The organism is Flavobacterium sediminis, from assembly GCF_003148385.1.
In the GTDB taxonomy this organism is placed as follows: Bacteria; Bacteroidota; Bacteroidia; order Flavobacteriales; family Flavobacteriaceae; genus Flavobacterium; species Flavobacterium sediminis.
Genome location: NZ_CP029463.1, coordinates 1998586 through 2011593 on the forward strand (window position 1 = coordinate 1998586; position 13008 = coordinate 2011593).

The 13008-nt window shown below is 37.3% G+C and carries 11 protein-coding genes and 1 pseudogene; 3 read left to right on the forward strand and 9 right to left on the reverse strand.

Annotation, left to right across the window (positions count from 1 at the left end):
- Positions 1 to 130: 130 nt before the first annotated feature.
- Positions 131 to 2275, reverse strand: a complete 2145-nt coding sequence (locus DI487_RS09260) for a S46 family peptidase (RefSeq protein ID WP_109569391.1) — start codon at positions 2273 to 2275, stop codon at positions 131 to 133.
- 33 nt (positions 2276 to 2308) lie between these two features.
- Positions 2309 to 3570: pseudogene (locus DI487_RS09265) on the reverse strand (3-deoxy-D-manno-octulosonic acid transferase).
- A 159-nt stretch (positions 3571 to 3729) separates the two neighbouring features.
- Between DI487_RS09265 and DI487_RS09270 the strand changes: the two are divergent.
- Both DI487_RS09270 and galE read left to right on the forward strand, forming a co-directional pair.
- Entirely contained in the window at positions 3730 to 4857 is a 1128-nt protein-coding gene (locus DI487_RS09270) for a DegT/DnrJ/EryC1/StrS family aminotransferase (protein WP_109569392.1), read from the forward strand.
- 41 nt (positions 4858 to 4898) lie between these two features.
- Positions 4899 to 5918: a UDP-glucose 4-epimerase GalE gene (galE, locus tag DI487_RS09275; RefSeq protein WP_109569393.1), complete on the forward strand. Its 1020-nt coding sequence runs from the start codon at positions 4899 to 4901 to the stop codon at positions 5916 to 5918.
- Between the two features lie 40 nt (positions 5919 to 5958).
- Here the strand turns inward: galE and DI487_RS09280 are convergent, their stop codons facing one another.
- The 7 genes from DI487_RS09280 to DI487_RS09310 form a co-directional block, all read right to left on the reverse strand.
- On the reverse strand, positions 5959 to 6198 hold the full coding sequence (locus DI487_RS09280; RefSeq protein ID WP_109569394.1) for a hypothetical protein: 240 nt from the start codon (positions 6196 to 6198) through the stop codon (positions 5959 to 5961).
- A 43-nt stretch (positions 6199 to 6241) separates the two neighbouring features.
- Positions 6242 to 6625, reverse strand: a complete 384-nt coding sequence (locus tag DI487_RS09285; protein WP_109569395.1) for a DUF3037 domain-containing protein — start codon at positions 6623 to 6625, stop codon at positions 6242 to 6244.
- On the reverse strand, positions 6603 to 7391 hold the full coding sequence (locus tag DI487_RS09290) for a HipA family kinase (RefSeq protein ID WP_109569396.1): 789 nt from the start codon (positions 7389 to 7391) through the stop codon (positions 6603 to 6605). Before DI487_RS09290 ends, DI487_RS09285 begins: the two co-directional genes overlap by 23 nt.
- Positions 7392 to 7457: 66 nt before the next feature.
- Positions 7458 to 8327, reverse strand: coding sequence for an ACP S-malonyltransferase (gene fabD / locus DI487_RS09295; RefSeq protein ID WP_109569397.1), 870 nt, complete (start codon positions 8325 to 8327; stop codon positions 7458 to 7460).
- A 166-nt stretch (positions 8328 to 8493) separates the two neighbouring features.
- Entirely contained in the window at positions 8494 to 9021 is a 528-nt protein-coding gene (locus DI487_RS09300; protein ID WP_109569398.1) for a YceI family protein, read from the reverse strand.
- 42 nt (positions 9022 to 9063) lie between these two features.
- Entirely contained in the window at positions 9064 to 9777 is a 714-nt protein-coding gene (locus tag DI487_RS09305; protein ID WP_109570649.1) for a pirin family protein, read from the reverse strand.
- Positions 9778 to 10027: 250 nt separating this feature from the next.
- Positions 10028 to 10612 carry a Crp/Fnr family transcriptional regulator gene (locus DI487_RS09310; protein WP_109569399.1) on the reverse strand — a complete coding sequence of 195 codons (585 nt, stop codon included), beginning with the start codon at positions 10610 to 10612 and terminating at the stop codon, positions 10028 to 10030.
- A 268-nt stretch (positions 10613 to 10880) separates the two neighbouring features.
- Here DI487_RS09310 and DI487_RS09315 point away from each other — a divergent pair, with 268 nt between their 5' ends.
- The gene (locus DI487_RS09315; RefSeq protein ID WP_218925766.1) at positions 10881 to 12911 is read left to right on the forward strand and encodes a tail fiber domain-containing protein; all 2031 of its coding nucleotides are present in this window, start codon (positions 10881 to 10883) and stop codon (positions 12909 to 12911) included.
- Positions 12912 to 13008: the final 97 nt, after the last annotated feature.

Consider the following 13008-nt stretch of genomic DNA (forward strand, 5'->3'; position numbering starts at 1 on the left):
TTAATTCATAGCAAAGATATAAATTTTTTGACTTGTCAAAATATTTTTAGATTTTTTTTTGTGAAAAAATATTTTTTTTTCGAACCCCTTGATTTATAAGGGGTATTATTAAAAAATACCTATATATTTCTTATTTTTTTGTCGATTTTTTAGGGTGTACCATTTGCATTTCGTCTATTAAATTCTCAGCTCCTGCATATTTGTCGATGATAAATAGTACATAACGAATGTCAACCATGATGTTTCGGCATATTTCAGGGTCATAGTGGATATCACTCATAGTGCCTTCCCAAACACGGTCAAAGTTCAAACCTATCAAATTTCCGTTGGCATCAAGAGCAGGGCTTCCTGAATTCCCTCCGGTTGTGTGGTTGGTAGCAATAAAACAAACCGGTATTTTACCGTTTTCTGCATACGGACCGTAGTTTTTAGTTTTATAGAGTTCGATCAGTTTAGCAGGAACATCAAATTCATAATCACCCGGAATGTATTTCTCCATAACGCCTTCTAAATGAGTGGAAGTTTCATAGTATACGGCATCACTGGGGTGATATCCTTTTACTTGTCCGTAGGTAATACGCAATGTGCTGTTTGCATCAGGGAAAAAGCGTCCATCGGGAAAAAGCTCCAGTTGAGCTTTCATATAGTCTCTTTGTAATCCTCCGATTTCTAAATCAATTGCATCATATTTAGGTGAAATGTTTTCATAGAAATTATCGGCTAATTTTTTAACCAATTGATACCCTTTGTCTTTGTGTAATGCCTTGATGACTTTTGATGCTTCTCCGCTTAAAAGAGATTGCAGGTTTTTGTAAGAAGTCAATTTAGATTTACTATAGATTTCATCGGTAGTTTTACCATAATCCATAGTTTTAAATTCGGTCGGGATCAATGGCGATTTCTGACCGTACAGAGCAATTAACTTCTCAAAGACTTGTTTGTCTACATTTACATTGAAATCTTTGTAGAAATTTTCAAGAGATTTAACGGTATTTTCTTTTCTGTCGTTGAAAGCTTGTTCTCCCTTGGTTTTGTAAATTTGTTCCAATTGATACAAGCGGAAGCCAACATTCAATAGTTCGGTATTGCGGTAAACGACTTCTATAAAATAATCTCTGGCCAGTGCATAATCGTTGATTGCTTTATAGTTTTTCTCAAAATCGCTTAAAAGATTACCATAAGTGTCTTGTTTTCCTTGGGCAACAACTCTTTTTTGAAACTCGGTTTCAAAGTCTTTCTTCAATTGAACGGCATCTGATTTCTTTAGCCCTTGACTTTCTCCGATCCATTTTTTCCAATAATTTGCAATTCGGGCATATTTTGAAGCGTATTGAATTTTTATTGCTTTGTCTTTACGCATAAAACCATCCTGAACTTTTAAAGCAGCGTCGCGGATCTCTATTTTAGCCGGATTTAATGTATTTATGATTTGTTCTACGGCAAATGAAGGTAAATATTCCTGAGTTCTACCCGGAAAACCGAAAACCATAGTGAAGTCTCCTTCACTGATCCCGTCCAATGAAATGGGCAGGAAATGTTTCGGAGTATACGGAACATTGTCTTTTGAATATTCGGCTGGTTTATTGTTTTTGTCGGCATAAATTCTGAAGATGGAAAAATCCCCTGTGTGGCGGGGCCAAACCCAATTATCGGTATCAGAACCGAATTTACCGATCGAACTTGGCGGTGCTCCCACTAAACGGATGTCTTTGAATGTTTCGGTAACGAATAATAAATATTGGTTTCCTTCATAAAAGGTTTTGATCTTGTTTTCCTGCCAGGATTCTTTCGGAAAGCTCTTCTGGATACGGTTACTGTTTTCCTGAATCTTTTTTTGCTTCTCAGCTTCTGAAGTTAACTGACTAACGCCTTCCAGAACGGTATTGGTTACGTCATGTATGCTTACAATCAGGGTAGCTACCATTTTAGGGTTCGGCAACTCCTCATTTTGAGATTTTGCCCAAAAACCATCTTGTAAATAATCATGTTCTATGCTTGAATGGTTTTGGATCGCATCATAACCGCAATGGTGATTGGTTAGTAATAAACCTTTAGGAGAAATGATTTCAGCGGTACAACCACCGTCAAAATGCACAATTGCATCTTTCAAGCTAGATGTATTAGTGTCATAAATATCTTCTGCTGTCATTTTCATTCCCAACTGTTGCATTTCACTTTCGTTCATGCCTTCTAGCATGCTGGGAACCCACATACCTCCCTGCTGGGCTAAAATAGGGAAGCTAAGAAAAAGAATAAATAATTTTAAAAGTTTCATTTTGTATTGGTTTTTGGTTTGCAATTTACGTTTTTAAGAATTAGCCGTGCACTGCTTAGTTGTTAAAATATAATTCAAAATGGTTTGGGTTGCTCCTTTATTCATTTGAACAAAGGTCTCACAAATATGTCCTTTTTCCTTCCTTTCGTCTATGTTTTGGACTAATAGATTAAAACTGTGAGTTAGTTCGCTTTGGTTTTTTACAGAAATGCAACCTTCAGATTGTACCAGAGCTGTAGCTTCTGCAAAATGAGAATAATTCGGTCCGATAACGATCGGAACACCAAATGTTGCCGGTTCTAAAATGTTGTGAACCCCTGGATTTCCGAAACCACCGCCTACATACGCAATATCCGCATAGCTATATATTTTAGTCAAAATTCCTATAGTATCTATGATAAAAACCGTGTGATCAGAAAGTTGCTTGCCTTCTTTTTCAGAGAATAAAACTGTTTTTTTAGTGATCAACGATCTTAAAGTAGCAATTTGTTCTTTTTTAATGTTGTGCGGAGCAATAATAAATTTTATAGAATCGGGGCTTTGATTGATATAATTAGCTACAAGCTCTTCGTCCTTTGGCCAGGAACTGCCGATCACTATGGTTGTGCGATTTTCATCAAGTATAAAATCTTCGATAAAATCCAGAGAATTATCGCGCTCTAAAATGGCTGTAACACGGTCAAAGCGAGTATCTCCTGAAACAGTTACATTCGTAAAACCTATAGATCGGATCAATTGCTTAGAGGAATCGTTCTGTACAAAAAAATGTTCAAAAGTTTGCAGTGCCTTTTTATAAAATCCTCCGTACCATTTAAAAAATGCCTGCTCTTTCCTGAAAATACCGGAAATAAGATAAGTGGGGATTTGTCTTTTTTTGAGTTCGTTCAAATAATTAGGCCAGAATTCATATTTGATAAAAAAGACCATTTCGGGGTGTACAAGGTCTAAAAACGATACGGCATTGGGTTGAGTGTCTAATGGTAGATAAACTGTAGCGTCGGCAATCGTATTGTTTTTCCGAACTTCATAACCGGAGGAGAAAAGAATGTTAAAACGATCTTATGTTCTGGAAATTCTTTTTTGATTTTTTCCATGACCGGAAGCCCTTGTTCGTATTCGCCTAAAGAAGCAGCATGAAACCAAATAACCCTATCCTGAGCTTGTATTTTATTTTTTAAGATCGAAAAGACATCTTTTCGTCCGTTGACAAAAAGCTTCATTTTAGGATTGAAAAAAGCGGTCAATTTCACGATCTGCGAAATCAAAAGAGTTGCGATATTGTACAGAAAAAACATTCACTTGAATTTGAGTGGCTAAAATAAACAAAAAATTGCTAATAAGGTTCTTTACAGAGCAATGGAAGGCGGTAAAATGTACAAGTAAAAATGGTAGAACCATTTAGTGCTAATCATAATTAATTCTTACTTTTGCTATACAAAATATTCGTTTTACAAATGAGAAAACTACAAATGGTTGACTTGAAAAGTCAATATGAAAAAATAAAAGAAGACGTAAATGCTTCCATTCAGGAAGTGTTGGATACTACTACCTATGTGAACGGTCCTTTAGTGCATCAGTTTCAGGCAGATTTAGAAAAATATTTAGGAGCAAAACATGTTATTCCTTGTGCTAACGGTACAGACGCTTTACAGATTGCCATGATGGGACTAGGTTTGAAACCGGGTGATGAGGTGATTACGGCCGATTTTACTTTTGCAGCAACGGTTGAGGTTATTGCTTTGTTACAATTGACTCCGGTATTGGTAGATGTAGATTTGGATACCATGAACATTTCAATCGAAGCTATTAAAAATGCAATTACGCCTAAAACAAAAGCAATTGTTCCGGTACATTTATTCGGTCGTGCGGCTAATATGGATGCAATCATGGAAATTGCCAAAGAACACAATTTATTTGTAATTGAAGATAATGCACAGGCAATCGGGGCTAACTATACATGGAATGACGGTGCTAAACAAAAAGTAGGAACTATCGGAAATGTAGGTGCGACTTCTTTCTTCCCGTCAAAAAATTTAGGTTGCTACGGTGATGGAGGTGCTATTTTTACGAATGATGATGAATTGGCACATACGCTGAGAGGAATCGTAAATCACGGGATGTATGTTCGTTACCACCACGATGTAGTTGGCGTTAATTCCAGATTAGATAGTATTCAGGCCGGTGTTCTGAAAGCGAAATTACCGCATTTGGACGAGTATAACCAAGCCAGAAGAACAGCCGCAAAAAAATACAATGACATTTTATCGCAAAATGAAAATATTGTTGTTCCGCAATTTGACTGGAATGGAGACGATCATGTTTTTCACCAGTATGTGATCCGAATCACGAACGGAAAAAGAGACGATTTATTGGCTCATTTACAGGAAAAAGGAATTCCTTGTGCTATTTACTATCCTATTCCGCTTCATGAGCAAAAAGCTTATGTAGATTCCCGTTATAACGAAGCTGATTTTAACGTAACGAATCAGTTGTGTAAAGAAGTGATCGCTTTGCCGATGCATACGGAATTAGATGATGAACAGATACAATTTATTACGGATGCTGTTTTAGAGTTTGTTTAATAATTTGTTTCTTTACGTCCCCGAATCAACAAATTAATCTTATGAAAATACTTGTCACAGGAGGTCTTGGTTTTATAGGTTCACATACTGTTGTGGAGTTGCAAAATGAAGGTTTTGAAGTAGTGATCGTCGATAATCTGTCCAATTCATCAAAAGATGTTTTGGGAGGAATAGAATGTATTACCAAGAGAAAGCCCCTTTTTGAGAATATTGACTTACGCGATAAAAAGGCTGTACAGGAACTTTTTGCGACGTATAGTGATATAGCAGGCGTCATTCATTTTGCGGCAAGTAAAGCCGTAGGAGAAAGCGTGGAAAATCCGTTGTTGTATTATGAGAACAATATAAACACATTGGTATACCTTTTACAGGAATTGCAGTCAAAACCTAAAGCAAATATTATTTTCAGCTCTTCCTGTACTGTTTATGGACAGGCTGAGGAAATGCCAATTACCGAAAATGCGCCGGTTCAGCAGGCGATGTCTCCTTATGGCAATACCAAACAAATGGGAGAGGAGATCATTACGGATGTGGTTAAAGTATCTGATATAAATGCTGTTTTATTACGTTATTTTAACCCTATCGGTTCACATCCGTCAGCAGAAATAGGAGAGCTGCCTTTAGGCGTGCCGCAAAATTTAGTTCCCTTTATTACACAAACTGCTATGGGAATCCGGAAGGAACTTTCAGTTTACGGAGATGACTATCCTACCGCAGACGGTACGGCTGTTCGCGATTATATTCATGTCGTAGATCTGGCTAAGGCTCATGTTGTGGCTTTACAAAGACTGCTGCAAAACAAGAATGAGGCAAAGGTAGAAACCTTTAATATAGGAACCGGAACCGGAAGCTCTGTTTTAGAGGTCATCCATGCTTTTGAGAAAGTATCCGGACAAAAATTACCGTATAAAATTGTAGGCAGGAGAGAAGGAGATATTACGGAAGCATATGCCAATACAGATAAGGCCAATACCGTTTTGGGTTGGCAAGCGAAATCTACTTTAGAAGAAGCTTTGGCCAGTGCTTGGAAATGGGAACAAAAGATCAGAGAAAAGAAGTAAAAAATAATAAAAACCGAAGTATTGCTTCGGTTTTTTTATGCTATTTTTTTATTTCTTCTGCCGCCTCATTTAATTTTTCAGCACCTTTTTCTAAAGCTTCTCCTGTCTTTACTTTTAGAGTATCAACATGAGCTTCCATCTTAGCTGCAGTAGTATCTATTTTTTCTTTGACTTCCGTTTTTACAGCATCAGCTGCATCATCAATTTTTTCTTTGGTTTCTTCTTTACAAGAAACAGTTAATATAGCGATAAAGACCAACGCTAAAGCTGTTTTTTTCATATTAAATCGTTTTGAAGTTACGGTTGTACTAATTTAGTAAAAATTACAGTACCAATTCCGTATATAATCGGTCAAAAGTTTTATCTAAATTCTCGCTAAAACCGGAATGCGGTCGGGAAGTCTGAATACTGGAGCTTTTTACGGCGGTAAGCCATCTGAAACGTTCGGCTAATTCAAATTCGCCAATAGGTCCGCCCTCTTTTTTTCCGGAACAGATTTTGGTAAACGCTTCGATATTGATCTGTAGCTGTTCTATATCAAAATCCGGACAAAATGATAAGATCTTTTCTTTCGGGATGTGATATTGAATGCGCAGGTATCTCTGGCGTTTACAAAAAAGCATTAAGCCGATATTGATGAATTCTTCGCGTTCCACTCTCGGTACAACACGAATCACTGCATAATCATATAAGTGTTTTTCGTGCATCCTGAGCTTGTTTTAAAAAGATTGAAGCATTCTTCAACCGTATTGCTAAAAATTGAAAGTAAACCGATTTGATTTCTTCAGGACTTAATTCATTATCCTCCCACTGTAACCAATCTTCCGGAATTCGATCTACAATATTTTTTAGGATAGAATCGTTTAGTTTATTGGTAAATTCAGTATGAGCTTCTTCCAGTTTATCGGCTTTGGGCAGCAAAACATGGTCTTTGATCAGGGCAAATGGCGTAAGAGCGCTTTGTTCCCAATTTGTCCATGAGTGATGAAAATAGAAAGAAGCACCGTGGTCAATTAACCAGATCTCTTTTTTCCAGATCAATAGATTAGTATTTTTAAACGTACGGTCAACGTTAGTGATAAACGCATCGAGCCAGACGATTTTGGAAGCTAAAAGAGCGTCACAATTATTAACTGCAGCGTCATACGTAAGCGCACCGGATAAATAATGAAGGCCAAGGTTAAGCCCCTGACTGAATTTCAACAGATCCTGAATTTCTTCATCGGCTTCTGTTCTGCCAAAAGCTTCGTCTAAGGTAGCAAAAACCAACTCCGGAACGGGTAAGCCTAAATAACCGGCAATTTGTCCGCCTAAATATTCAGCAATTAAAGCTTTGACACCATGACCGGCACCTCTGAACTTTAAGACATATTTAAAATCGTCATCGGCTTCTGCTAAAGCGGGTAGTGAGCCTCCTTCGCGAAGCGGGGTAATATAGCGAATGACATTTACGGTTCGTAAATCCAAATTCATAAACGGAAACTTCTTTTAACAAAGATAAATAAAAAACTCCGATGGTATTTCGGAGTTTATATTGTTTTAAGCAGAGATGGTTTCTACCTCATTGTTGATCTTTTTAACCAGTCCGACCAATACTTTTCCGGGGCCGACTTCGGTAAAGCTTGTTGCGCCGTCAGCGATCATCTGGTTAACGGATTGGGTCCATTTTACGGCTCCGGTTAGCTGAGCGATCAGGTTCTTTTTAATTTCTGCCGGATCACTAACAGCACTTGCCGTTACATTTTGATATACTGGGCATGACGGGATATTGAACGATGTTGCTTCAATAGCAGCCGCTAATTCTTCACGAGCCGGCTCCATCATAGGCGAGTGGAAAGCACCACCAACCGGTAAGATTAAAGCGCGTTTTGCTCCGGCAGCTTTTAATTTTTCGCAAGCTTCTTCTACAGCTTTCAATTCGCCAGAAATAACTAACTGCCCCGGACAGTTGTAATTTGCTGCAACGACTACGCCATCAATTTCCGCACAAATATCTTCTACTACTTTATCCTCTAAGTTTAAAACGGCAGCCATTGTTGAAGGAGCTATTTCACAAGCTTTTTGCATGGCCATGGCACGTTGGGAAACTAATTTCAGTCCGTCTTCAAAGCATAAGGCTCCGTTGGCTACTAAAGCGGAGAATTCACCTAATGAATGTCCGGCAACCATATCCGGTTGAGCATTTAAGGTTTTGAATAAGATGACAGAGTGTAAAAAAACGGCAGGTTGTGTAACCTTCGTTTCTTTTAGTTCTTCGGCAGAGCCTTCAAACATAATATCAGTGATTCTGAAACCCAGAATTTCGTTGGCTTTTTCAAATAATTCTTTTGCTTCGGCAGAGTTCTCATATAGTTCTTTACCCATTCCGGTAAATTGCGCTCCTTGCCCTGGAAATACGTATGCTTTCATATTTTTAATTTATGTTTAGTCTGTTTTTTATATTTAATTTCAAAAACAGGCAAAAATACGTTTTTTTAATGAGAAGCAAATAGTTACTGTTTTAAAAAGCACAAGCACCGCTTAGCAGTGCTTGTATGAATTAAGTAACCAAAAACTAATTATTATGAAAATAAACTTATTGTTTAAGTAATTGTAATTCGATTTCGAATTTGACTTCTTCTCCTACCAGAACACCACCGGTTTCAAGAGCTGCATTCCAGTTTAGTCCGAAATCTTTACGGTTAATTTTTCCATAGACATTTAGTCCTGCTTTTGTATTTCCCCAAGGATCTTTCATCAATCCGCTGAATTCAGCCGGTAGGGTTACGGCTTTAGTAACATCTTTAATAGTCAGGTCTCCGGTTAGTTCGTAATCGTCACCTTTAGAAGCTAAAGAAGTTGCTTTAAAACTTAGTTTCGGGAATTTTTCGCCATCAAAAAAGTCAGCACTTTTTAAGTGATTGTCTCGGTCATCGTTGTTTGTATCAACAGAATTAATGTCTGCCGAAAAAGCAATAGCTGCTTTTGTAAAATCGTCTTCGTCTGTTTCAATTGTAGCATCATAAGTATTGAATTTACCGGAAACATTAGTAAACATCATGTGTTTTACTTTAAAACCTACTTTTGAGTGGGTTGTGTCGATTGTCCAATTTGTCTTAGCCATAGTGGTTGTTTTTAATGATTAATATTATATGATTTATATTCTTTAATACATGGGGACTTCCATTAAAAGGAATTCCGCATTTGAGTCGGCTTTTATCGTTACAGTATCAAAATCCCAGATTCCGTAGCCATCCCTTGTTGTTAATTTCTGTTCTCCGACGGTTATTTCTCCTTTTAATACAAAAACATACAAACCGTTTTTCGCATCATGTACTTTATATTCGGTTGTGGTATCTTTATCAAAATTTCCCATATTGAACCAAGCATTCTGATGGAGCCAAACCCCGGCATCATCAGGATTCGGAGATACGATTTGTTGTAATTTATTATGTCTGTCAGCTACATTTAATGTGATTTGATCGTAACGTGGAGCTACATTTCTTTGGTTTGGAAAAACCCATATTTGAAGGAATTTAACCAAAGCGTCTTTGTTCTTATTGTATTCACTGTGCATTACTCCGGTTCCGGCGCTCATGACTTGTATGTCCCCGTGTTTAATTACCGTGGTATTGCCCATGCTGTCTTTGTGTTTCAGATCTCCTTCAAGCGGAATGGAAATGATCTCCATGTTTTCATGAGGATGTGTTCCGAATCCCATCCCCGGATCTACAGTGTCATCATTAAGAACTCTTAGAACACCAAAGTTGACGCGTTCCGGGTTGTAGTAATTAGCAAAGCTAAACGTGTGAAAGCTTTTAAGCCATCCATGGTTAGCATACCCTCTGCTATCGGCTTTATGTAAAACTGCATTTTTCATGACTTTTGATGTTGTGTTAGGGATATGATTGAAGCCTAAAGGTTTTTCTTGAGCAGTCGATTTTTCTGTTTCCTGACTTTTAAATAAATTACTGAACAGAAGTCCGGAGGCTAAAAATCCTTTTCGTATAAAATCGGCTCGTTTCATATCCTTTGTTTTTACATGACAAAGTTACGATGAGGACAATACTCAATCACTTAACCTAGGTTAAGAAAGCCGACAGGAAAATTGAAAATGATGTTAAAAAATGTTAATGAGAGCTGTTTCTGAGTAGTTTAGCTTTCATTTTGCTGAAGAACTCAGGTGTTACACCAATATAAGAAGCAATGTGTTTTTGCGCAACAGAAGTAATTAAGCTAGGGTATTTTTGACAGAACTTTTCGTAGCGCTCTTCAGCAGTTAGCCCTAAATTATCCATTAAACGCTCTTGGTGGGCTACCAATGAGTTTTCGACTAAGATTCTAAAGAAGCGTTCTAATTTCGGGATCTGATGGAATAGATCTTCCTGATCCTCACGGGAAAGTAAAACCAACTCGGCATCTTCCAGAACTTCAATAAATAAATGGCCGGGTTTTCCGGAGATTAAGCTATACATGTCGCCCATCCACCAATCTTTACAGGCAAAGCTTAAAACGTGTTCCACTATATTGTCGGTTACATTGAAGCTTCTCAAAATACCTTGGTTTACAAAATAAGTATACCGGCTTTTTTCTCCGGCATTTAAAAGCATGGTCTTAGCTTTTGCATGAATGGTTTTTGTTTTAGATAAGAATAGTGCTTTTTCTTCCTCTGTCAAAGTGATATGTTTACTAATATTATCTAAAATTAAACTCATAAAATAAAAAATTGGTTTTGCTAAAGTAAGCATAAGTTTTGGTTAGTTAAAACAGGAATAGCTTTCCGTTTTTTTTTCTTTTGAAAAGTATCAATTTAAAAAATGTTAGTATAAGAGTGACTGATGTTCAGTTTAATTGTCTTTTTGTTCATATTGAATATTGAGTAGGAAAAGCGTTTCCCGTTATTGATATTTTTAGTTGCTAAATGAAATGCTATTAACTAAATTTTGAAAAACAATGAGAATAAAATTCTACTTTATTTTTTTTATGACTATGTTAGTCAAGGCTCAGGTTGGAATAAATACAACTGTACCTAAAGCAGCATTAGATATTGTAGCTGTAGATGACGGAATTTTAATTCCGAGAGTAGCATTGGTAAATACGACTACAGCAACAGTAATAACTCCCACCGAATCAGAATTAGTGTATAACACGACAACAACGGCTGATGTAACTCCCGGATATTATTATTGGGACGGTACAAAATGGATCCGATTCACAACGAGTACAGATGGTGTGAGTTGGCTTGTTAACGGGAATACAGGGATTAATGATGCTAATTTTTTGGGAACGATTAATAACACAGCATTGAATTTTAAAGTGAATGCACAGAAAGCAGGACGGATCGGAATTGCCACTGACGGAAGTACTTTTTTAGGGTATCAGGCAGGTGCTAATGATGATCTGTCAGACAATAAAAATACTTTTTTAGGATATCAGTCCGGTTTTAACAACACAACAGGGATAAGAAATACCGGGGCAGGGTATCAGGCTTTATATAATAATACGACCGGAGTTTATAACACGGCTAAAGGATTTCAGTCATTATATAGTAACACCACAGGATCATGGAATACAGCTTTAGGATATGGAGCTTTGTATTTTAATACCACCGGAGTATATAATACCGCTGGAGGATACCAGTCGTTATATAGTAATAGTACAGGTTCTAATAATACAGCAAATGGTAATGGAGCCTTATTCAGTAATACAACTGGTGGAAGTAATACAGCGGAAGGGAGTTATGCTTTGTATAGTAACAGTACTGGTTCAAATAATACAGCAGCTGGGTATCAGGCTTTGAGAAGCAATTCAACAGGCTCAGAGAATACGGCCGCCGGGACACAAGCATTGAGGGGAAACACTACCGGATCATGGAATACAGCTTCAGGATATGGAGCATTATATAGTAATGATACAGGCTCTTGGAATATGGCTAGCGGAGTACAATCATTATTCAGCAATACTACAGGAGCTAATAATACGGCAAGTGGTTATTGGGCACTTTATAGTAATACGACCGGAGGAAATAATACAGCGACAGGAAGTCAGACATTGAGAAATAATACAACAGGGAATTGGAATACAGCCAATGGTAGTCAAGCTTTATATAATAATAATATAGGATCCGGCAATACAGCGTTAGGCGATTCCGCTATGCGATGGAATACTTCTGGCGGAAGTAATACAGCAGTAGGGAATCAGGCATTATATGCCAATACTATTGGAGGAGGTAATACAGCTAACGGTGTACAGGCTCTTAATAGCAATACTACAGGAGGGAATAATACAGGTGTCGGATATTGGGCATTATATGCTAATACTACAGGAGAATATAATACAGCCGCCGGAACACAATCGCTTAGAAGTAATGTATCAGGCTCCTTTAATGTTGCCGGAGGATATGGAGCATTATATAGAAATGTAGATGGAATGTGGAACACAGCTCAAGGAACACAATCATTGTATAATAATGTTTCGGGAAGATATAATACAGCAATAGGCTATCAGGCATTGTCAAGTGTTACATCAGGCGGTAATAATATTGGTGTGGGCTACGATGCTCAAGTTCCTTCTGCAACAGCAGATAATCAGGTGCAAATTGGGAATACGAATATAACTTATGCAGGGATACAGGTAGGGTGGACAATTACTTCCGATAAAAGATGGAAAGAAAATATTCAACTTTCTGATTTGGGGTTAACTTTCATTAAGGATCTTAAGCCGGTCAAGTATACACGTAAGAATGATTTAAGTCATAAAACGGAGTATGGGTTTATAGCACAAGAGGTGGAAAAGAGTTTAATCAATTGTAATGTGCAAAATACAGGGATGATCACTATCGGAGACGATGGTATGTATGGAGTGCGTTACAATGACTTATTATCACCTTTGGTAAAAGCGGTTCAGGAGCAACAAGCAATTATTGAAAAACAGGAGAGTGAGATAGACAATCTGAAACAAATAGTAGAGACTTTGTTAAAAGAAGTAAGCTCTTTGAAGAAAGAAAAATTGTGAGGTTGAGTATTTCAATGAGAAATAGATTCATTTTAAATCCTATTTTGGTTATTTCAGTAATTAAAAAAATATAGAAAATACATTCTTAGATAATTTC

Bases quoted from the DNA above. Each gene is read 5' to 3' on its own strand.
- DI487_RS09260 (WP_109569391.1), bottom strand. From the start codon at position 2,275: ATGAAACTTTTAAAATTATTTATTCTTTTTCTTAGCTTCCCTATTTTA.
- DI487_RS09270 (WP_109569392.1), top strand. From the start codon at position 3,730: ATGAGAAAACTACAAATGGTTGACTTGAAAAGTCAATATGAAAAAATA.
- galE (WP_109569393.1), top strand. From the start codon at position 4,899: ATGAAAATACTTGTCACAGGAGGTCTTGGTTTTATAGGTTCACATACT.
- DI487_RS09280 (WP_109569394.1), bottom strand. From the start codon at position 6,198: ATGAAAAAAACAGCTTTAGCGTTGGTCTTTATCGCTATATTAACTGTT.
- DI487_RS09285 (WP_109569395.1), bottom strand. From the start codon at position 6,625: ATGCACGAAAAACACTTATATGATTATGCAGTGATTCGTGTTGTACCG.
- DI487_RS09290 (WP_109569396.1), bottom strand. From the start codon at position 7,391: ATGAATTTGGATTTACGAACCGTAAATGTCATTCGCTATATTACCCCG.
- fabD (WP_109569397.1), bottom strand. From the start codon at position 8,327: ATGAAAGCATACGTATTTCCAGGGCAAGGAGCGCAATTTACCGGAATG.
- DI487_RS09300 (WP_109569398.1), bottom strand. From the start codon at position 9,021: ATGGCTAAGACAAATTGGACAATCGACACAACCCACTCAAAAGTAGGT.
- DI487_RS09305 (WP_109570649.1), bottom strand. From the start codon at position 9,777: ATGAAAAATGCAGTTTTACATAAAGCCGATAGCAGAGGGTATGCTAAC.
- DI487_RS09310 (WP_109569399.1), bottom strand. From the start codon at position 10,612: ATGAGTTTAATTTTAGATAATATTAGTAAACATATCACTTTGACAGAG.
- DI487_RS09315 (WP_218925766.1), top strand. From the start codon at position 10,881: ATGACTATGTTAGTCAAGGCTCAGGTTGGAATAAATACAACTGTACCT.